General features: G+C 49.9%; 25 protein-coding genes. 19 read left to right on the top strand and 6 right to left on the bottom strand.

Features of this window, described 5'->3' with window-relative positions; translation table 11 throughout:
* Positions 1–58: 58 nt before the first annotated feature.
* Genes H6G50_RS00730 through H6G50_RS00720 form a run of 4 tightly spaced genes read right to left on the bottom strand, consistent with a single transcriptional unit; the run spans position 59 to position 3027 of the window.
* On the bottom strand, positions 59–892 hold the full coding sequence (locus tag H6G50_RS00730) for a DUF692 domain-containing protein (protein ID WP_347239855.1): 834 nt from the start codon (positions 890–892) through the stop codon (positions 59–61).
* A 4-nt stretch (positions 893–896) separates the two neighbouring features.
* On the bottom strand, positions 897–1826 hold the full coding sequence (locus H6G50_RS24010; protein ID WP_347239837.1) for a TIGR04222 domain-containing membrane protein: 930 nt from the start codon (positions 1824–1826) through the stop codon (positions 897–899).
* Between the two features lie 46 nt (positions 1827–1872).
* Positions 1873–2799: a TIGR04222 domain-containing membrane protein gene (locus tag H6G50_RS00725; RefSeq protein WP_190712296.1), complete on the bottom strand. Its 927-nt coding sequence runs from the start codon at positions 2797–2799 to the stop codon at positions 1873–1875.
* A gap of 15 nt (positions 2800–2814) precedes the next feature.
* Entirely contained in the window at positions 2815–3027 is a 213-nt protein-coding gene (locus H6G50_RS00720; protein ID WP_190712294.1) for a hypothetical protein, read from the bottom strand.
* Between H6G50_RS00720 and H6G50_RS00715 the strand changes: the two genes are divergently transcribed.
* From H6G50_RS00715 to cobA, 3 genes are all read left to right on the top strand, one after another.
* Positions 3013–4506: a hypothetical protein gene (locus H6G50_RS00715; protein WP_190712292.1), complete on the top strand. Its 1494-nt coding sequence runs from the start codon at positions 3013–3015 to the stop codon at positions 4504–4506. The two genes, H6G50_RS00720 and H6G50_RS00715, sit on opposite strands and share 15 nt — an antisense overlap.
* A gap of 330 nt (positions 4507–4836) precedes the next feature.
* Positions 4837–5766 (top strand): polyamine aminopropyltransferase, encoded by a 930-nt coding sequence (gene speE / locus H6G50_RS00710; protein ID WP_190712290.1) that lies wholly within the window; start codon positions 4837–4839, stop codon positions 5764–5766.
* 133 nt (positions 5767–5899) lie between these two features.
* Positions 5900–7444 carry a uroporphyrinogen-III C-methyltransferase gene (gene cobA / locus H6G50_RS00705; protein WP_190712288.1) on the top strand — a complete coding sequence of 515 codons (1545 nt, stop codon included), beginning with the start codon at positions 5900–5902 and terminating at the stop codon, positions 7442–7444.
* Between the two features lie 12 nt (positions 7445–7456).
* Here the strand turns inward: cobA and H6G50_RS00700 are convergent, their stop codons facing one another.
* Positions 7457–7960: a response regulator gene (locus H6G50_RS00700; RefSeq protein ID WP_190712286.1), complete on the bottom strand. Its 504-nt coding sequence runs from the start codon at positions 7958–7960 to the stop codon at positions 7457–7459.
* Between the two features lie 456 nt (positions 7961–8416).
* Between H6G50_RS00700 and H6G50_RS00695 the strand changes: the two genes are divergently transcribed.
* Positions 8417–9157, top strand: a complete 741-nt coding sequence (locus H6G50_RS00695; RefSeq protein WP_190712284.1) for an SIMPL domain-containing protein — start codon at positions 8417–8419, stop codon at positions 9155–9157.
* 134 nt (positions 9158–9291) lie between these two features.
* On the opposite strand, the gene H6G50_RS00690 is transcribed toward H6G50_RS00695, so the two are convergent.
* Positions 9292–9654 carry a single-stranded DNA-binding protein gene (locus H6G50_RS00690; RefSeq protein ID WP_190712282.1) on the bottom strand — a complete coding sequence of 121 codons (363 nt, stop codon included), beginning with the start codon at positions 9652–9654 and terminating at the stop codon, positions 9292–9294.
* Positions 9655–10047: 393 nt separating this feature from the next.
* Between H6G50_RS00690 and H6G50_RS00685 the strand changes: the two genes are divergently transcribed.
* The 15 genes from H6G50_RS00685 (at position 10048) to rpsQ (ending at position 18917) form a co-directional block, all read left to right on the top strand.
* The gene (locus H6G50_RS00685; protein WP_190712280.1) at positions 10048–11052 is read left to right on the top strand and encodes a rod shape-determining protein; all 1005 of its coding nucleotides are present in this window, start codon (positions 10048–10050) and stop codon (positions 11050–11052) included.
* Positions 11053–11119: 67 nt separating this feature from the next.
* Complete coding sequence (gene mreC / locus H6G50_RS00680) at positions 11120–11863, top strand: rod shape-determining protein MreC (RefSeq protein WP_190712278.1); 744 nt, start codon at positions 11120–11122, stop codon at positions 11861–11863.
* A 153-nt stretch (positions 11864–12016) separates the two neighbouring features.
* Positions 12017–12592, top strand: coding sequence for a rod shape-determining protein MreD (gene mreD / locus H6G50_RS00675; RefSeq protein ID WP_190712276.1), 576 nt, complete (start codon positions 12017–12019; stop codon positions 12590–12592).
* Between the two features lie 9 nt (positions 12593–12601).
* The gene (locus tag H6G50_RS00670; protein ID WP_190712274.1) at positions 12602–13474 is read left to right on the top strand and encodes an S-methyl-5'-thioadenosine phosphorylase; all 873 of its coding nucleotides are present in this window, start codon (positions 12602–12604) and stop codon (positions 13472–13474) included.
* Between the two features lie 206 nt (positions 13475–13680).
* Positions 13681–13905, top strand: coding sequence for a hypothetical protein (locus H6G50_RS00665; protein ID WP_190712272.1), 225 nt, complete (start codon positions 13681–13683; stop codon positions 13903–13905).
* Positions 13906–13924: 19 nt separating this feature from the next.
* Positions 13925–14563 (top strand): 50S ribosomal protein L3, encoded by a 639-nt coding sequence (gene rplC / locus H6G50_RS00660; protein WP_190712270.1) that lies wholly within the window; start codon positions 13925–13927, stop codon positions 14561–14563.
* A gap of 13 nt (positions 14564–14576) precedes the next feature.
* Positions 14577–15209 carry a 50S ribosomal protein L4 gene (gene rplD, locus H6G50_RS00655; protein WP_190712268.1) on the top strand — a complete coding sequence of 211 codons (633 nt, stop codon included), beginning with the start codon at positions 14577–14579 and terminating at the stop codon, positions 15207–15209.
* Positions 15202–15510: a 50S ribosomal protein L23 gene (locus H6G50_RS00650; RefSeq protein ID WP_190712266.1), complete on the top strand. Its 309-nt coding sequence runs from the start codon at positions 15202–15204 to the stop codon at positions 15508–15510. Before rplD ends, H6G50_RS00650 begins: the two co-directional genes overlap by 8 nt.
* Before the next feature lie 64 nt (positions 15511–15574).
* Positions 15575–16411 (top strand): 50S ribosomal protein L2, encoded by an 837-nt coding sequence (rplB, locus tag H6G50_RS00645; RefSeq protein WP_190712264.1) that lies wholly within the window; start codon positions 15575–15577, stop codon positions 16409–16411.
* 64 nt (positions 16412–16475) lie between these two features.
* Entirely contained in the window at positions 16476–16757 is a 282-nt protein-coding gene (rpsS, locus tag H6G50_RS00640) for a 30S ribosomal protein S19 (RefSeq protein WP_190712262.1), read from the top strand.
* Between the two features lie 49 nt (positions 16758–16806).
* Positions 16807–17166 (top strand): 50S ribosomal protein L22, encoded by a 360-nt coding sequence (gene rplV / locus H6G50_RS00635; RefSeq protein WP_190712260.1) that lies wholly within the window; start codon positions 16807–16809, stop codon positions 17164–17166.
* A gap of 14 nt (positions 17167–17180) precedes the next feature.
* Positions 17181–17930: a 30S ribosomal protein S3 gene (gene rpsC, locus H6G50_RS00630; protein WP_190712258.1), complete on the top strand. Its 750-nt coding sequence runs from the start codon at positions 17181–17183 to the stop codon at positions 17928–17930.
* 51 nt (positions 17931–17981) lie between these two features.
* On the top strand, positions 17982–18401 hold the full coding sequence (gene rplP / locus H6G50_RS00625) for a 50S ribosomal protein L16 (protein ID WP_190712256.1): 420 nt from the start codon (positions 17982–17984) through the stop codon (positions 18399–18401).
* Between the two features lie 3 nt (positions 18402–18404).
* Complete coding sequence (gene rpmC / locus H6G50_RS00620; protein WP_190712254.1) at positions 18405–18662, top strand: 50S ribosomal protein L29; 258 nt, start codon at positions 18405–18407, stop codon at positions 18660–18662.
* 6 nt (positions 18663–18668) lie between these two features.
* Positions 18669–18917: a 30S ribosomal protein S17 gene (rpsQ, locus tag H6G50_RS00615; protein WP_190712251.1), complete on the top strand. Its 249-nt coding sequence runs from the start codon at positions 18669–18671 to the stop codon at positions 18915–18917.
* The last annotated feature ends 45 nt before the right edge of the window (positions 18918–18962 follow it).

The following is an 18962-nucleotide window of genomic DNA, read 5'->3' as shown; positions in this document are numbered from 1 at the left end:
TGTTATGCCCCTACGGTAAAATTTAGTGCAAAACTTATAGGAAATGGCATTCAAATCCTTAAACTTGTTTATCCTCAGAAAACTTAAAAATCTGCCGCGCGCGTTCTAACTCAGTTAATATTTCAGCAAAATGCGGTAAATTTTCATCGCGTTCTAAGACAACACATCGCACGGGAGCGCTTGCAATAATTTCTGCCATTAACTCCCAAACTTCTATTGGTGTGGCGTGGGAATGACTGTCAATTAAGATGCCATTGTTCCAGTAACCGCCGACGAAATGAAGTTGCACAATTCGTTCTAATGGGAGTTGCGATAAAAAGTTTTTTATATCATAACTATGGTTTATAGAATTGGTGTATAAATTAGTTGCGTCGAGGAGAATTCCGATCTCTGCACGATCGGCAACTTCGCCAATAAATTGAGCTTCTGTCATCTCCGAACCGGGAATTGTCACCAAGTAGGAAATATTTTCGAGGATTAAAGGAACGTCAATTTGGCGGCGAACGGTTTCGATATTACGACAAACAACTTCTACTGCTTCGCGAGTATAAGGAAGGGGCGAAAGATGCCCGATATCGATACCACCCGCGCGGGTAAAACAAAGGTGTTCGCTCCACCAAGGCGGATCGAGTTTGCGAATCAAATGAGCGAGAATTTTGAGGTAATCTTCATCAATTCCTTCGGCGCTACCAATTGATAAATTGAGAGCGTGGGGAATGAGGAGAAAATGGGCGGCGAGGAGTTCGAGTTCTTGCTGTTTGAAAGGATTAGGATCGAGATAGTGTTCGGCAACAATTTCTAGAAAATCAACCGAATCGCGGTTTAAAAAAAGCTCGCTGCGAAAGGGTTCTCGATAACCCAAACCAATTCCTAAAGGTGTTGAAGGTAACACTATTTTATCCCCCTCCACAACCGCCACAACCGCCGCCACATCCCCCTCCGCAACTGCTACCGCAACTGCTGCCACAACTGCTACCACCGCTGCTACAACTACTGTTATAACTGCTGCTGCTACGAGATGAGGAGGGAGCATAAGAATATCCCGCGTTAAAAAGAGAGGAATAGTCTTGGTAGGGTGTTCCGGCGAGTTTAGCGGAACCAAATAACGCGATCGCGAGGAGAGAATTATAGGCAGATTCTGCTTCCACGGTTAGGCTGGAAAAAGCAGTTTTGAGACGAGAGAGATACGACTGCGCGCGTCGAGTTAAACGAGGAGCAGTATAGGGATTAAAAGGGTTGGCAAATAAAAAGATTACTGCGAGCGCCATCAAAATTAAAAAACCGATATTTCGATGTCCGTTGATTAAGGCTGCGGCAATTTTATAACCAGCCAAGCTCAACAGAAATCCTACCGCGATCGCGTTCGCAGCAAACGCCGTCCGTTTTTTCGCTTCGGAATGAAACCATTGCTTGTCGATCGCTTGTCCGCGATATTGCTTTTCTAAAGCGGTTGTCAGTTCCAGATTTTCCTTAATTGTTGCGATCGCTTTGGGACTATTGAAAGTCTTAAAAACCCGCTCTTCTAACGAATTGAGTTCTGATAAATGCGGATGTGTTGAGAGCGGTGCGAGCAATTCGTTCTGAAGTTCTAAGTAGCCGCGCTGCAATAAGCTAAAGCAAGCGAGTTCTAAAACATAAGCAGTTCCTCCCCGCAAATACGCAACTTCATAAGGATCGGGTTGAGTTGGAAGCTGTAGGAGATCGGTTGTCGCGTCATCTCGGAAGAACTGAGTCACTAAAACCGCGATCGCGATTAACGCCCCGTACAAGATTAAAAAATGCGGGCCGTACATTTCAGCAATAGGATTGTGAATTAAGTTTTCCACGATTGACCTACCTTTGATGTCAGAATTATTGTAGCTTCAAAAGTTATTAATCTCCCCCACAACCGCCACAACCCCCACTACAGCTACTCCCGCACCCCCCACCACAACTATTACTATCCCCGCTGCTACTTCCACTTCTTTTGCTCGCACTAACGGAAGCAGAGCTAAGAGATTTATTGTCTTGAAAAAGAAAGAATGCTGAATACTGTGCGTAGGGAGTTCCAACGAGTTTTGAGTGACCAAAAAGCGCGATCGCGAGGTTGGAGCGCTCCGGAGAGTGTGCTTCAACTTTTACGCTCTCAAATGCCATTTTTATTGACTGGATGTAATCGCTGCCGCGTTGAGTCAAGCGAACAGGCGCTCTATTCAAACGCGAAATAAAGTACAAGGCTGCAACAAACGCCATCGAACTCAATATTTGAATATTGTGATGTCCGTTGATTAAGGCGGTCAAAACTTTATAGCCTGCTAAACTGAGGAAAAAGGCTAGGGCGATCGCGTGAAAAATTAGGGAGACTTTTTGCTGCATTTCTGAAAACAGCAAGTGTTCGTCCTTTGTAGACTGACGATAACACTTTTTGACAGCAGCTTTAAGCGTTCTATCTTGCCTTATTGCCTCTAGCGATCGCGCCTCTTTAAAGCGATCGAACACAGTCCGTTCTAAAGAGTTCAATTCCGCTGGGGAAGGCGACTCGGTAGAAATAACGAAGGATTCTCCTTGTAACGCTAGATAACCGCGCTGCAATAAGCTGAAACAAACTAATTCGATCGCATAAACCGAGCCACCGCGTAAATAGGCAATTTGATAGGGATCGGGCTGGCTCGGAACTTTGGGGATTGGGAGAGCGGTTTTATCCTCTTTTTTTCGGAGAAATTGACTGACTAAAAAGGCGATCGCCAGTAAGCCCCCGTATAAGATTAAAAAGGACGGACCATACATTTCTGCAATCGGATTGTGTAGGAGAGTTTCCATCTTGCCTGCAACGACTTAGAAAACGAGAAGGGAAGATACCCGAGCTAGAACTACAAGCCGAACGCTTTGAATTCCAGAAACGCCACCCCCACAAGCCTCATCGTGAAGGAACAAACGCTCGTGGAAGGTTTGCGGTAGAATCATAGCGCGATAATTCTCAAGCTGCTGCCAAAGCTGCTGCAATCCCTGCGGGGTTAAACGCAACAAGCAAAGATGAAAAGAACGCAATTTCCTTACCCTCTCGATCGCGTCGCCCTTTTAACGATCCTCGTTCTCAGCGTTGCCATTGCGTTGATGGCTTGGGGAAGCACGTCTTGTACGGGCGACTGCTGGTTGCACGCGGGGCCGAGAGTTCGCCAATTTAGCTGGCAAAATAAGAAAGTGAGTGCGGAGGATACGGCTTTTTTGCTCACCTTTAGCCGTCCGATGGATCGCGCTAGCGTTGAAGAGAACCTGACACTTAAGCCCGCGCTCGGCGGTAAAATCAGTTGGGTAGGTCGAACAATGGCCTATACACTCCACTCGCCTGCGCCTTACGGAACCGAATTTGCCCTCGATTTAAAAGGAGCTAGAGAACGCTTTAGCGCCAAGGAAACCCAAGGACCTGCTATTCTGCCCTTTGAGGGCAAGTTTAGCACCCGCGATCGCGTCTTCGCCTATATCGGTGCGGAGGGCGAAGAACAAGGGCGTTTAATTCTTTTCAATATGACGACAGAAAAGAAAACCGTTCTTACGCCGCCCAACTTGGTTGTTAACGATTTTATTCCCTATCCAGAGCGCGATCGCATCTTATTTGCTGCCGTCGAGCGCGGTGCGGGTAGCATTGATGTCCTCGAACAGCAATTGTACGAAGTTCCTACGGGCTTAGACACCGCAGAACCAACTGCTAACAGTATCGAACGAGTCGTAAATAATCAAGACTATCAAAACCTCAAATTCGATCTCTCTCGCGATGGCAAAAACATCGTCATTCAGCGTATCAATCGCAAAAATCCTGCTGATACCAAACTTTGGATTAAACGAGAGAATAACGAAATTCAACCCCTTAACGATACACCGAGCGGCGATTTTGCGATCGCGCCGGACAGTCAAACCCTTGTCGCCGCTAAAGGTGAAGGAATTGCTGTTTTTCCCCTCAACGAACAAGAAAAAGCTCTAGATTTCTTACCGCAATTTGGCAGAATTCTGAGTTTCAATCGAGACGGTTCCGCTGCCGTTTTCGTAAATTTCAATCAAAACGATCCGAAATTGCGCTACGTCCAATCGCTTTATGTAGTAGACGCTCTTGGCACGCAGCGCAAAGTTGCCGACGTGAAAGGCTCAATTGTTAACTGTCAATTCAGCCCTTCGAGTACGATTTTGTATTGCTTGCTAACAGAAGTTTCCGAAGGCGAAAAATATCTCGAAAAACCCTATTTTGCCGCGATCGATTTAGAAAAAGCAAAGGGCGCGCCCATTGTTAAGCTGCCCGACTATCGAGATATACAGATGAGTTTAGCCCCCGATGGAATTGGGGTTTTATTCGATCGCATCATTGTCGATTCTAACCTCAACGATAGAGCCTTATTAAGAACGAATTCTGGCGACGCGATCGTTTCCAGCAAACTTTGGCTGCTTATTGCTCCTTCCGCCGTCCCCGACGAAAAATCTCAGCCCGACTTAGTTGAGCTTCCCCTTACCGGAATGCGCCCTCGTTGGCTGCCCTGATTTTAATGAATAATGAATGATGAATCATGAATAATGAATATAGCGTTTTTCGTTGGCGTGAGGTACAGTTCCAAAAATCAAATCGGTAGGGGCGCGGATTTCGAGACGGGGCGAATGGTATTCGCCCGCTGGGTGTACCTCATCTAGGTGAAAACTGCTATAGCTATTAGTTGGGAGTTGGGAATTAGTATTAAGAATTAAGAAATTTGACTTAATCGTTGAATTCATCGCGCACCCCATCACCCCCTCACTCTGTCTCCCCCCGATCCAAGAATGCCGCAATTGCGGTATCTTATAACCCTATCTCAACTTTTTTGCAAAGGGGCGCATATGGACTCGATTCAAATCCAGCCGGACAGTAAAATGCAGGCAAATGCAGAAACCTCTCCGCGCGATCGCCAATATTGGTTTACCGATGCCGATGAAAACCAAGCTCTTGCCCTACGCTACACGGGTGAAATCCTCTACGATAAAACCTCAGAATTTCAGCGAGTTCGGATTATTGAGACCTATGGCTACGGGAAAACACTGACAATCGATAACATGGTCATGTGTACTGAGAAGGACGAAGCGCATTACCACGAAACAATCGCGCATCCCGCAATTTTAGCCCACGGTGCTGTTAAAGATGTTCTCGTCATCGGCGGCGGTGATGGCGGGACAGTGCGAGAAATTCTTAAACATCCCGAAATCGAGCGAGTCGTGATGGTAGAAATCGATGCAAACGTCATCGAAGCTTGCAAGCTCCATCTTCCCACCCTCTCCCAAAGTTTTTCCCATCCCAAACTCGATCTTCAAGTTGGCGACGGACTCAAATTTATTGCCGATGCTGCTGCCGAAAGTTACGACTTAATTATTATCGATGGTTCCGATCCAGTCGGGCCAGCCGAAGGACTTTTTTCTGCTGAATTTTATCGCAATTGCCAGCGCGCGCTCAAGCCCAATGGTTTACTCGTAACGCAAGCTGAATCTCCTGCCTTTCATCAAACAGTTTTTGCAGAACTAAATGCCTGTTTAAAAAAGATTTTCGGAGCGGATCGAGTTTACGTTTTACTGTTTCAAATCCCGACTTATCCTTCTGGAATTTGGAGTTTTCAACTCGCTTCAAACGGTGCGATCGATCCTCGTAAAGTGAGTTCTGAAAGCGTTGCAGCTTTTGAGCGCGAGAACAACTTGCAATACTACAATGCCGAAATTCACCAAGCTGCCTTTGCTTTGCCGAATTACGTCAAAAAGATGCTAGCAGAATCCTTAAGTTAAAAAAACAGTTTCTAAGCCCAGTCAGTTTAAGCCAGGGTATTGGCTATAACGAGCTAATAACCTACCTCTGTATTGGTCTTAAACTTCATTCAATTAGTTTTGTAAAACATGACTTTAGCAGTTAGGAAATACCTTGAACTTTAATCTCGGCAAAGTCTATCTCGTCGGTGTGGGCGTGGGAAGTTGGGATTACCTAACCCATCGGGGCGAACAACTTTTGCGTTGTGCCGATGTTGCGATCTGCGATGCCCTCATTAACCCCGAACTGCTGCAACTTTTACCGCCGAATTGCCTCTATATCGATGTCGGTAAGCGCGGCGGCAAACCCAGTATGCCCCAAGCAGAAATCGATCGTTTACTCGTAACCTACTGCCAGCAAGGAAAGCAAGTCGTTCGCCTCAAAAGTGGCGATCCCTTAATCTTCGGGCGCGCCCGCGAAGAAGTTGAAGCCCTAAAAATGGCGGGATGTCCTTTTGAAATCGTTCCCGGACTTTCCTCCGCCCTTGCTGCCCCTTTATTAGCAGGCATCCCTCTCACCGATAAACACCTCAGCAATACCTTCGCCGTCGTTAGCGCCCATCAACCGGATAGCTTGGATTGGGAAGCGCTTTCTCGCCTCGATACGCTGGTGTTTCTGATGGGCGGGCGCAATTTAGCAGCGATTGTCGAGTTCTTGCAACAGTTCGGGCGCAATCCTTCCTTGCCAATTGCGATTATCCGCAATTGCGGCAATCCCGATCGACAAATTTGGCAGGGAACGCTAGATAATATTCTCGATCGCACCTCTGGCGTTTCCCTCTCTCCTTGCGTCATTATCGCTGGAGAAGTCGTTAACTTGCGTCCCTTATTTCAAATGTCCGAGTCTTTTTCTGTTTCCCCACTGCCCCTTTCCGGGAAAACCGTTCTAGTAACCCGCGCTGCCGAACAGTCGAGCGCTTTTTCCCAATTGTTACAAGCGCAGGGGGCTAGCGTTATCGAAATGCCCGCCCTAGAAATTGTACCGCCCTCGAGTTGGGTTCCGCTAGATGGCGCGATCGCCTATCTCCCAAGCTTCCAGTGGTTGATTCTGACCTCCAGTAATGCGGTAGACTACTTTTTCAAGCGGTTAGTGCGATCGCTACCCGATGTTCGCTCCCTCGCCAGCCTAAAAATTGCCGTCGTTGGCAAAAAAACTGCCGCCGCCCTAGAAAAGCAAAACCTCAAGCCGGACTTTATTCCGCCCGATTTTGTCGCCGATTCCCTTGTCGAACATTTTCCCGAACCCCTCAAAGGTCAAAAAATCCTCTTCCCCCGCGTGGAAACCGGGGGACGCGATGTTTTAGTGCGAGAACTGCGCGAACGCGGTGCAACTGTCGTCGAAGTCCCCGCCTATCAATCCGCCTGTCCCGATCGCGTTCCACCCGCCGTATTAGCTGCTTTCCAACGCCAAGCGATCGATATTGTCACCTTTGCCAGTTCCAAAACCGTCCAAAACTTCTGCCATCTCCTGACTCGCGAACTCTCCCTCTCCCCGCAGCAATATCTCGAAAATATTTGCATTGCTTCCATCGGTCCTCAAACCTCAAAAACTTGCTACGAATTGTGCGATCGCGTTGATGTTGAGGCTAGAGAATATACTCTAGAAGGCTTAACCGCAGCAATTGTAACTTGGGTCGAGGCTCGGAAGACGGTCACTTAGAAGTGAGCGATCTTAAAACCACTGAGCTTTACCGTTCAAACTCGGTCCGGCAGTTAATTTTCCATCGAGGTGACGGTGAAGCAAACATTCCAGATCGCCGATTGAGTAAGGCTTACAAAGATAATCGTCGAAACCTGCTTTTTGAATGCGCGCTCTCTCCTGTCGGGACACCAGTCCAGTTACTGCGATCGCAGGTACTTTATTGCCCGGGTATTTCTTCCGCACTCGAGCTAAAAGTTCTAGCCCATTCATATCCGGCAACACGATATCCAATAAAATAAGATCGAGGGGACAACTTCCAATTTTAGATAAAGCTTCTTTGGCAGTACCGGCTGCGATACAAGTACAGCCCATCAATTCCAAAATATTTACCAATAAGATTAAGCAATCTTCATGATCGTCAACCGCCAAAATTGTCGGGGCGGTCATCCCAATTTCTCGAACTGAATGTTCCACCGTCGTTAAGTCCATACTCTCTCCATCTAGTCGCGGGAAATGCAAGAGGAGACGAAGCATTCTTCAGGTGGCAATTTTGTTTGGCACTTGATTTAGATGGGTTCGCAAAACTTATTTCTAAGTCAATCTTTCCTGCTCAGAAAATTACCGATTGGAGGAGTCGATCGAGTTAGACCCAAAAAGTTATCCACTCTACAAGTCGTCCGGAATAGGCCGAAACGCTTATTCTTTAGGATACATAAATTTCCGCAAATTGAATTATATTTTTAGAAATTATGTAAAAAAACTGCTTTCCCTCTGAAAATGTTAAAGTTTCGCTACAACAGAGCTAAGGACGCAATTTTTCGCTCAAAGTAGCCCTCGCTCGACCTAAACTCCCAAAACTTACTCTGAGGGGCTTCCAAGCCTAATATGCCTCTCAGTTACAAAAATTGTAACCCGGGTGCGATGCTTTGCCGCGAGACCTACGATGAAGGTTAGTAACCTGTGAGGAGATTCTTTAATCTTCAATTAACGATGAAATTATATTTGCCCCAACGATTTACTTCGCTCTCCGTTATATCGCATTATCCCAGACAGATTGCGATCGCCGCTGCCCTTTTAACCCTAGCATTCCCGATGAGCGCCGAAGCCCAAGAACGAGCCTTGCGAACCTTAACCGTCACCGGACAAGGTGAAGAAGTTATCCCCACAACCATCGCGCGCGTGCAACTCGGCGTTGAAATCCGGGGCAAAACCGCCGCTGAAGTTCAACAAGAAGTTGCCAGTCGTACCTCTGCCGTAGTTAACTTGTTGCGATCGCGCAATGTCGCCCAACTGCAAACCACCGGCATTAGCTTGCAACCCAACTACGACTATCGGAACGAGCAGCAAAATCTCATCGGCTATATCGGTACAAATACGGTAAGCTTCCGCGTTCCTACGGAAAAAGCCGGAGCATTAATGGACGAATCGATTCAAACTGGGGCGACGCGCATCGACGGCGTAAGCTTCATCGCTGAGGATAGCGCCATTTCAGCCGCCCAAAAGCAAGCCCTGCGCGAAGCCACCCAAGATGCACAATCCCAAGCCGATGCGGTCTTAAGTTCCCTCAATCTCAGCCGCAAAGATATCGTCAAAATTGTCATTAACGGACAAAACGTTAACCCGCCAATTTACCTACAAAATGCGATGGTGCGAGGGGAAGCAGCTAGTAGCCCCGTTATCGGCGGCGACCAAGCAGTTAATGCTTCCGTCACCTTAGAAATCTCGTATTAATGGATAATTGATAATGGACAATGGATAATTGATAAACTTCTCAATAAGATAAGGTAGAATCGGTTTTTGAAGCTCTTGAATCAATTATCAATTCTAGTAATAATTATTCATTGTCCATTGTCCATTGTCCATTGTCAATTATACCCGCTTTCCGAGTAACTCGCAGCCGCCGCTTCCGTATCTTGCTTCGACCCCAATAAATCTAAACGACTCACATAAATAACCGGCTTAGAACGTAAAGAACCCGTAGTTGCATCGTTCCAGGTTTCTATTTTTAAAGACCCTTGAACGCCAATTAACGCCCCTTTCTTCACATAATTATTCGCAATTTCTGCCGTTTTACCGAAAAATTTTAAATTAAACCAATCCGGTTGGTCGTCCCGACTCATGCGACGAACTGCCAAAGTCACCTCGCCAATCGATTTCCCCGAATCAAAATACTTAATATCGGCATTCATACCGGCACGACCGACCAAATGAACCATATTGAGACTCATAAGCTAAACCTAGTTGGTACATCAGTATTTAATCGTTGTTTCCAGTGTAGCGCAAACCCGTCAAGAAAAGAAGCAACTTCGATTTAAAGCATTTTTTATTCCGGAAACCGGCGACGGAACCCCGAAAATAGCATAATCTCGCCGGATTCATCTTTGAAGCCAAATCAAGCGAGCAGCATCGATAAAGAAAGCTTAGGCAAAAAGCGGTACTCTAACATAAATTTGGATACCGCACTAGACGCAGAAGCTAAAACGTAATAAAATCCACCTCGATTGATGTTCGGATTGGATGAACAGATTCCGATCGGAGCGCCATTCGGTCACGTAGCGCGTAAACTTTTGGGGGCGTAGAAACGAGTGAGTTTTTTTAACCGCTTTTCCCGGTCAAGAGACATGGGAATCGATCTGGGAACAGCCAACACCTTAGTGTATGTATCCGGCAAAGGAATCGTTCTTCAAGAACCCTCCGTTGTTGCCATCGATCGCGAAATGAAAGTCCCGCTAGCCGTGGGCGAAGATGCCAAAAAAATGCTAGGTCGGACTCCAGGTAACGTTGTCGCCTTGCGCCCGCTACGCGATGGCGTAATTGCAGACTTCGATACCGCCGAACTCATGCTCAAGCACTTCATCCGCCAAGTTCACGGGGGACAATACTCCTCACCGCGAATCGTCATCGGTATTCCCAGCGGAGTCACCGGAGTCGAACGTCGCGCCGTTATGGAAGCCGCATCCCAAGCCGGTGCAAGAGACGTTTACTTAATTGACGAACCCGTCGCTGCTGCCATTGGTGCGGGGCTTCCCGTTGCCGAACCAACAGGTAACATGATCATCGACATCGGCGGCGGAACCACCGAAGTTGCCGTCTTAAGCTTGCAAGGTAGCGTCTTAAGCGAATCGGTGCGGGTTGCCGGCGACGAACTGAGCGAAGCCATCGTTCAGTACATGAAAAAAGTTCATAACCTCGTCATCGGGGAACGCACCGCCGAAGAAATCAAAATTCAAGTCGGTTCGGCCTACCCCATCGACGGCGACAACGATGTCATGATGGAAGTGCGCGGGTTGCACTTACTCTCCGGATTGCCGCGCACCGTCACCATTAAAGGTCCCGAAATCCGCGAGAGTATGGCAGAACCCCTCGCCGTCATCGTCGATGCGGTCAAACGTACCCTAGAACGAACGCCCCCCGAACTCGCTGCCGACATTATCGATCGCGGTATCATGCTCGCAGGCGGCGGCGCGCTCCTCAAAGGAATCGATACCCTCATCGGTCACGAAACTGGAATCGTCACTCACATTGCCGCCGATCCCCTTAGCTGCGTCGTTCTAGGAACAGGTCGCGTTCTCGAGAACTTCAAACAACTCGAACGAGTCTTCAGCGCACGCTCTCGTCCGATGTAAACAAGGCCATCCAAGGGCAGCCAGAGACGCAACAGACCGCACAAATCAAGCAACAGAACCGCAAGTTATGTTTACAGTACGCCGCTGGTGGGATCGTTATGGCTCCCAAGTTTTTTTAACCGTTCTGGTTATCGGAACCGCCCTATTCATCCGCCAGACCCAAGGAGCCGTCGTCTCAGAATTATATTACTGGATGGTTCGCCCCTTGCAACCCCGTCCCCTACCCGAAGAACGTTTGACCAATGCTCGCGTTGAAGAATTGCAAGCAGAAGTTGACGAACTCGAACAACAAAACGAACAACTCAAACAAATCCTTAAGTATACCGAAAAGCAAAAACTCCCCTCGCTCACCGCGCCCGTTGTCGGTCGTAGTGTCGATCGCTGGTGGAATCAAGTGACCTTGGGACGGGGTAGCGAAGAAGGAATTAAGGTCGGTTATATCGTGACCGGCCCGGGCGGTTTAGTGGGTCGCATTATACAAGTGACCCCGAATACCAGTCGCGTTCTACTCGCTAGCGACCCCACCAGTCGCGTCGGGGCGATGGTCGGTCGCACTCGAGAAATGGGCTTTTTGCGCGGCGCAAGCTCGGAAAAGGTTGTTATGGAATTTTTCAACAAAGTGCCGAACGTCAAACCGGGCGATAAAATCTTGACTTCTTCAGTGAGTCATTTATATCCCCCTGGAACGCCCGTCGGCTTTGTCGAAACCGTAGACCTGGAAAAAAGTCCCGCTCCAGAAGTTGTTGTCAAGCTAAGCGCTCCGATGGATTACTTAGAATGGGTGGTCGTTCATCCCTATCAAGGTCAATAAATCTAAAAATATAGAGCGGTTGGGCATCCCGTTCTTAAAGCTCAGGATACGCCCGATGGGTTGCCGGGAGGTCACTGAGAAACCGTCGCTCTCGGCGATCGGTAGCGCGAGCGTCAGGAGTATGTCACAATTTCACTTCTCTAAATCTCCGTAATGATCGAGGTCTCACAACTCCCCCCAAATCTTCGCAAACTGTTGAATTGGGCCGTCATTATCGGCTCGGCGTTAATCTGTTTGTTGTTGCTGCCGATGCGTTTGCCGGGAACCGAGTTAGTGGGAGTGAAACCGGATTGGGTGTTGATTTGGGTTGTGGTTTGGAGCGCCAAGCGATTGCCATTTCAGGGCGCGATGGCGGGTTTAGCGCTAGGATTGATTCTCGATGGCATGACAGCGGCTTATCCCACTCATGCGCTGAGTCTGGGCTGCGTTGGTTTTTTATCAGCGCGTCTCTACAAACAAGGCTATACTAGACTCGGCGATCGCCAAGAAGATATTATTGCGATCTCGCTGTTGGTTTTGGGGATGGTTCCCCTTGCCGAAGCGATTACCGCCCTTCAATTTCTATTGTTTAATTACGAGCAATACGGTTCCTGGAACTTGGCTCAGATATGGCTCGCCCATCAAAAAGTGACCCCGATTTGCGCGCTCCTTAGTAGCTTGTGGGCCCCGGTCATTTACTACCCGCTCAATCGTTGGTGGCAATACCTTCATACTTTAGAGAAAGCCTAGGCAAAACATATGGTGACAGCAAGAATTGGCATTATTGGTGGCAGCGGTCTTTACAAAATGGAGGCGTTGCAAGAGGTCGAAAAAATTATCCTCAATACGCCCTTCGGCTCGCCATCAGATGCGTTACTTGTTGGGAAGTTAGAAGGCGAACCGGTTGTCTTTTTAGCGCGCCACGGACGCAATCATCACCTCACCCCCTCAGAAATCCCTTTCCGCGCTAATATCCACGCCTTCAAGCAGTTGGGCGTTGAGTACATTCTGTCAGCATCGGCAGTGGGTTCCCTCGCCGAAGAAGTGAAGCCCCTCGATTTAGTGATTCCCGACCAATTTATCGATCGCACTCAACATCGCATCGCCAGCTTTTTTGGCGAGGGGATTGTCGCTCACGTTGGCTTCGGCGAGCCAATCTGCCCCAATTTAGCTGGTGTTGTTGCCGACGCGATCGCGAGTTTGAATCTCCCCGATGTTACCCTACATCGCGGCGGAACTTATATTTGCATGGAAGGTCCTGCTTTTTCGACGAAAGCAGAATCCAATCTTTATCGCAGTTGGGGAGCTAGTGTAATCGGCATGACCAACTTGACCGAAGCCAAACTCGCCCGGGAAGCTGAAATTGCCTATACAACCTTGGCCCTCGTTACCGATTACGACTGCTGGCATCCCGAACACGACCACGTAACCGTTGAGATGGTGATTGCTAACCTCCAGCAAAACGCCGCTAACGCCCAGAAGATCGTCCGAGAAACCGTGCGCCGATTGAGCGAGAACTTTCCCCCGTCCGATGCCCACTCCGCACTAAAATACGCTATTTTAACGCCGCTCGATCGCGCTCCTGCTGCAACAAAAGAGAAGCTCGAACTGTTATTGCAGAAATATCTTTAAATTAGTGCTTTCGCGGCAGCCCGAAGCGATCGCACTTATCGATTAAATTACTTTTAAGGTGCTTGACAAGAGGCCATAAGTGCGATAGGATAGCAAATTGTGACCTCAACGGGGTTCGGCTGAAATACCCTCGCGTCATTCTAGCTGAACTCAAAAAGCGTGTAACGCTCTGGCGTTGAGTTTTGCCTTGCTTCGGAAACTGAGGATTGCAATCCTTAAGTCGGGAGCGATCGCAGGCAATCGAATTAGTCCGCAGCGATGGAGAAGGGTATATTACACTCTCCCCGGGCTATCCGTTTTGCAGCAATCCAGAGATCGAGAATGGCATCCCGCCCTTGCCGGAATGGGAAGCTTTCCCGTGTCGGTCGCTGGGCGGTCAGTTGCTTGCTGTCCGTCAAGCCGCATCTCAAAACTTCCTGTTGTCTACTTAAGAAAGAGAGGGGTAAATCCGTGACTCTCGGAATCCTCGGAACCAAACTCGGCATGACCCAAATCTTCGATCCGGAGACCGGAATTGCCATTCCCGTCACCGTCATCCAAGCAGGGCCTTGTACGGTTACGCAAATCAAAACCCAACAAACCGACGGCTACGAAGCCGTTCAACTCGGTTTCAGCCAAGTCAAAGAGAAAGCCCTTTCTCAACCCGAGTTAGGCCACCTCAAAAAAGCTAATGCAGTCCCCCTGCGCCACCTAAAAGAATATCGCCTCGAGAATGCCGCTCAATACGAGCTAGGTCAGTCCATCGTCGCCGATATTCTGAGCAGCGGGCAACTGGTCGATGTCACCGGTATTAGCATGGGGCGAGGCTTCGCCGGCTATCAAAAGCGGCATAACTTCAGACGCGGCCCCATGTCTCACGGCTCGAAGAACCACCGCGAACCCGGTTCGACCGGTCCTGGAACCACGCCCGGTCGCATTTTCCCCGGCAAAAAGCTAGCGGGAAGATACGGCGGCACGCAAGTCACCATCCGCAAGCTCTCGGTCGTCCGCGTCGATTCCGAACGCAATCTCATCCTGATTAAAGGAGCCGTTCCCGGCAAACCGGGCGGATTGCTGAGCATCGCCCCCGCAAACATTGTTGGAAAGTAGCAAGTTTAAAATCATGGTTACTTGTGTAGTAAAAAACTGGCAGGGCGAAGAGGCGGGAGAAGCATCCTTTGAATTGAGCGCAGCCAAAGAAGAAAATGCCGCGCACATCGTCCACCGCGCGCTGGTGCGTCACCTCGCCAACGCCCGCCAAGGAACAGCTTCCACCAAAACCCGCTCGGAAGTCCGAGGGGGCGGTCGCAAACCTTGGCGACAAAAGGGAACGGGACGGGCGCGCGCTGGCTCCAACCGCTCTCCGCTCTGGCGGGGCGGCGGCGTAATTTTTGGTCCTAAGCCCAGAGATTACAGTCAAAAAATGAATCGCAAAGAGCGGCGATTGGCACTGCGTACTGCTCTCCAAAACCGCGTCGAAGATTTAATTGTCGTTGAAGAGTTTGGCGAACAGTTATCGCGACCGAAAACTAAGGATTTGCTTTCAGCCCTCGCGCGTTGGGGAGCCAGTCCCGACGAGAAGGTGTTGCTGATTTTACCCGAGAAATCCGAAAACATTTATTTGTCCGGGCGGAATGTCGAGAATTTGAAGATGATTTTAGCCACCGCTCTCAACGTTTACGATCTCTTAAACGCCGACAAAATTGTAACAACGAACCTGGCGCTGCAAAAAATCCAGGAGGTTTACAGTGATTAAGACCAATCCTCGCGATCTCGCCGACCTCGTGTTGAAACCGATTGTCACCGAGAAAGCAACGATGCTCATGGAGCAAAATAAGTACGTTTTTGACGTAGCGCTCCAAGCCACTAAGCCAGAAATTAAGGCAGCGATCGAAGGTTTGTTTTCGGTAAAGGTGACGAAAGTGAATACATTGCGTCCGCCCCGGAAAAAGAAGCGCGTCGGCAAGTTTATTGGTTATAAGCCGCTTTACAAACGCGCGATCGTCACACTTGCGGCGGAAGACTCGCTGCAACCCATCCTCTTCCCAGAAGTCTAGGAAACTTGCTCCGTGGCGAGTGCCTTTTCGAGTCTAAACCCCAAATCGCTCAAATACAATTGCAATGGGTATTCGTACTTACCGGCCAATGACCCCCGGAACTCGGCAAGCCAGCGTCTCTGACTTTGCTGAAGTGACCAAAACCGAGCCAGAAAAATCTCTAACGCGATATAAACATCGCAAACGAGGGCGTAACAATCGCGGTGTCGTTACCAGTCGCCATCGCGGGGGCGGACACAAACGTCTCTACCGCGAGATTGACTTTCGCAGAGATAAACTTAACGTCCCGGCAAAAGTGGCAGCGATCGAGTACGATCCCAACCGCAATGCCAGAATTGCGCTTCTCTACTACCAAGATGGAGAAAAGCGCTACATTCTCGCACCGGCAGGCTTAAAAGTCGGCGATAGCATTATTTCCGGCCCCGATTCACCCTTTGAAACGGGTAACGCCCTACCTTTAGCGAAGATTCCCTTGGGAACCGACGTGCATAATATCGAACTCGTCGCTGGACGCGGCGGTCAAATCGTTCGTGCCGCAGGCGGTGCAGCCCAAGTCGTCGCTAAAGAAGGAGACTATGTAACCCTGAGATTGCCCTCCAAAGAAGTCCGTATGGTACGTCGCGAATGCTACGCCACCATCGGTCGCGTCGGCAATGCCGAAATTCGCAACTTAAGTTTGGGTAAAGCAGGGCGTACCCGTCGCTTAGGCAAGAGACCTCACGTTCGCGGTAGCGCCATGAACCCAGTAGACCACCCCCACGGCGGTGGCGAAGGTCGCGCGCCGATTGGTCGCAGCGGCCCGGTTACCCCTTGGGGCAAACCAGCACTGGGAATGAAGACACGCAAGCGGAAAAAGCAGAGTAGTGCTTTAATCGTGCGCCGTCGCAACACCGGTCAATAGAAAACGCGGTGCGAGCCTCGAGTTGCGATCGCTTGCCCGCCCTTATCGTTCACATATCCAAACTATGGGTCGTTCTCTCAAAAAAGGTCCATTTATTGCCGACAGCCTGCTGTCGAAAATCGAACAGCTTAACGCCAAGAATGAGAAACGAGTGATCAAAACTTGGTCGAGAGCCTCCACCGTCCTACCGCAAATGGTCGGGCATACCATCGCCGTTCACAACGGTCGCCAGCACGTCCCCGTATTTATTTCCGAGCAAATGGTCGGTCATAAATTAGGAGAGTTTGCACCGACGCGGACGTTCCGAGGTCATGCCAAGAGCGACAAAAAAGCCGGACGCAGATAAAGAAGAAATGAGGGTTAAGAACTCGTTCGCAACCCGATAAGGAGAAAGTATGGCTGTTAGTACCCAAGAAGAAGTTAAAGCGATCGCGCGCTATATTCGGATGTCCCCCCACAAAGTACGGCGGGTTCTCGACCAAATTCGCGGTCGCTCCTATCGAGAAGCCCTCATTATTCTCGAATTTATGCCCTATCGCGCCTGCGAACCCGTCCTCAAAGTCTTGCGGTCGGCTGTCGCCAATGCCGAACATAACAACGGCTACGACCCCGCCACCCTGACCGTGAGTTCGGCCTACGCCGACCAAGGGCCAAGCTTGAGACGCTTCCGCCCCAGAGCGCAAGGACGCGCCTACCAAATTCGCAAACCGACGTGCCATATTACCGTCGCGGTAGCTCCCAACGTCGAGGAATAACGAGGAAAATAGTTGTGGGACAAAAAATACACCCGAGAGGCTTTCGCCTCGGCATTACTAAAGAACATCGGTCGCGCTGGTATGCCGACACCAAACGCTATCCAGAACTTTTAAAAGAAGACCGTAAAATTCGTCAATACGTCGAGCAAACTCTCAATAAAAGCTCCGGTCAGGGTAAAAACCAGACCTACGCGGGCATTTCTGAAGTTCGTATCGAACGCAAAGCCGACCAGATCGATCTCGAAATTCATACCGCTCGTCCCGGTGTAGTTGTCGGTCGCGGCGGCAGTGGAATCGACTCCCTGCGCGCCGGACTGCAAGAATTCCTCGGCGGCAACCGACAAATTCGCGTTAACGTCGTGGAAGTCTCCCGCGTCGATGCTGATGCCGGTTTGATTGCCGAATACATCGCCCAGCAACTCGAACGGCGGGTTTCTTTCCGTCGCGTCGTGCGTCAAGCCATCCAACGCGCCCTCAAAGCCGAAGTGCAAGGGATTAAAGTTCAAGTGAGCGGTCGCTTGAACGGTGCGGAAATCGCGCGGACTGAATCCACCCTCGAAGGGAGCGTGCCACTGCACACCTTGAGAGCCGATATCGACTACGCTTATCGAACCGCCCTGACTATTTACGGCATCCTCGGCATTAAAGTTTGGGTGTTCAAAGGCGAAATTATTCCCGGTACTGAAGAAGCGCCCGCCGCCGCCCCCGTGCAAACGCCGCGCCGCCAGCGCCGCCGCCAGCAGTTTGAAGACCGCTCGGAATAGTTTGCCCGAATTCCTTAAATCACCGACCCCGATCGCAGATCGCACCCAACCATGTTAAGCCCCAAACGCACTAAATTCCGCAAACAGCAACGCGGACGCATGAAAGGCCTCTCCACCCAAGGCAGCACGCTCAATTTCGGCGACTTCGGCTTGCAAGCAACCGAACCGGCCTGGATTACCGCGCGTCAAATCGAAGCCGCCCGTCGGGCGATGACTCGATACGTTCGCCGGGGGGGAAAAATCTGGATTCGCATCTTCCCCGACAAACCCGTAACCATGCGAGCCGCTGAAACCCGGATGGGTTCCGGGAAAGGCTCTCCTGAATTCTGGGTTGCCGTCGTCAAACCCGGCCGGATTATGTTTGAGATGGCCGGTGTTTCTGAAGAAATCGCTCGCGAAGCCATGCGTCTTGCCATGCAAAAACTGCCGATTAAGACTAAATTCGTGACTCGAGAGCAGGAGTATACCTAAATCATGGCTTTTCCGAAGATTGAAGACGCGCGCAAACTCAGCGACGACGAATTGAGCGACGAAATTATCGCGGCCAAGCGCCAACTCTTTACCTTGCGCCTGCAACAAGCCACGCGCCAACTCGAAAAAACTCACGAGTTCAAGCACTTGAAGCATCGCATCTCCCAACTTTTAACCGTCGAACGAGAACGGGAAATCGCCGCCCAGCGAGAAGCAGCCCCGTCCATCGCCCAAACCGCCCCCGCCACCGAGGAGGAGTAAACGCCAATGGCAGTTAAAGAACGCGTGGGAGTCGTCGTGAGCGACAAGATGGATAAGACCGTCGTCGTCGCGATCGAAAATCGCTCTCCCCACCCCAAATACGGAAAAATCGTCGTTAAAACCAAGCGCTATAAAGCCCACGACGAAGAAAATCAGTGCAAAGAAGGCGATCGCGTCCGCATTCAAGAAACGCGCCCTCTCAGTCGCACCAAGCGCTGGAAAGTCGCTGAAATCCTTAGTTCGGCGAACGAATAACCGCGAAGCGTTAACCCTAAATTGCGCCCGCTGCCCCCATTCACC

Source organism: Oscillatoria sp. FACHB-1406 (genome assembly GCF_014698145.1).
In the GTDB taxonomy this organism is placed as follows: domain Bacteria; phylum Cyanobacteriota; class Cyanobacteriia; order Cyanobacteriales; family Spirulinaceae; genus FACHB-1406.
Note: the sequence above shows the minus strand (reverse complement) of the source record. Positions and strands in the feature narration are given on the sequence as shown.

Coding starts and splice junctions, on each gene's coding strand:
- H6G50_RS00725 (WP_190712296.1), bottom strand. CDS start 2,799: ATGGAAACTCTCCTACACAATCCGATTGCAGAAATGTATGGTCCGTCC.
- H6G50_RS00715 (WP_190712292.1), top strand. CDS start 3,013: ATGAAAAGAACGCAATTTCCTTACCCTCTCGATCGCGTCGCCCTTTTA.
- speE (WP_190712290.1), top strand. CDS start 4,837: ATGGACTCGATTCAAATCCAGCCGGACAGTAAAATGCAGGCAAATGCA.
- H6G50_RS00700 (WP_190712286.1), bottom strand. CDS start 7,960: ATGCTTCGTCTCCTCTTGCATTTCCCGCGACTAGATGGAGAGAGTATG.
- H6G50_RS00695 (WP_190712284.1), top strand. CDS start 8,417: ATGAAATTATATTTGCCCCAACGATTTACTTCGCTCTCCGTTATATCG.
- H6G50_RS00690 (WP_190712282.1), bottom strand. CDS start 9,654: ATGAGTCTCAATATGGTTCATTTGGTCGGTCGTGCCGGTATGAATGCC.
- H6G50_RS00685 (WP_190712280.1), top strand. CDS start 10,048: ATGGGAATCGATCTGGGAACAGCCAACACCTTAGTGTATGTATCCGGC.
- mreC (WP_190712278.1), top strand. CDS start 11,120: ATGTTTACAGTACGCCGCTGGTGGGATCGTTATGGCTCCCAAGTTTTT.
- mreD (WP_190712276.1), top strand. CDS start 12,017: ATGATCGAGGTCTCACAACTCCCCCCAAATCTTCGCAAACTGTTGAAT.
- H6G50_RS00670 (WP_190712274.1), top strand. CDS start 12,602: ATGGTGACAGCAAGAATTGGCATTATTGGTGGCAGCGGTCTTTACAAA.
- rplD (WP_190712268.1), top strand. CDS start 14,577: ATGGTTACTTGTGTAGTAAAAAACTGGCAGGGCGAAGAGGCGGGAGAA.
- rplB (WP_190712264.1), top strand. CDS start 15,575: ATGGGTATTCGTACTTACCGGCCAATGACCCCCGGAACTCGGCAAGCC.
- rpsS (WP_190712262.1), top strand. CDS start 16,476: ATGGGTCGTTCTCTCAAAAAAGGTCCATTTATTGCCGACAGCCTGCTG.
- rplV (WP_190712260.1), top strand. CDS start 16,807: ATGGCTGTTAGTACCCAAGAAGAAGTTAAAGCGATCGCGCGCTATATT.
- rplP (WP_190712256.1), top strand. CDS start 17,982: ATGTTAAGCCCCAAACGCACTAAATTCCGCAAACAGCAACGCGGACGC.
- rpmC (WP_190712254.1), top strand. CDS start 18,405: ATGGCTTTTCCGAAGATTGAAGACGCGCGCAAACTCAGCGACGACGAA.
- rpsQ (WP_190712251.1), top strand. CDS start 18,669: ATGGCAGTTAAAGAACGCGTGGGAGTCGTCGTGAGCGACAAGATGGAT.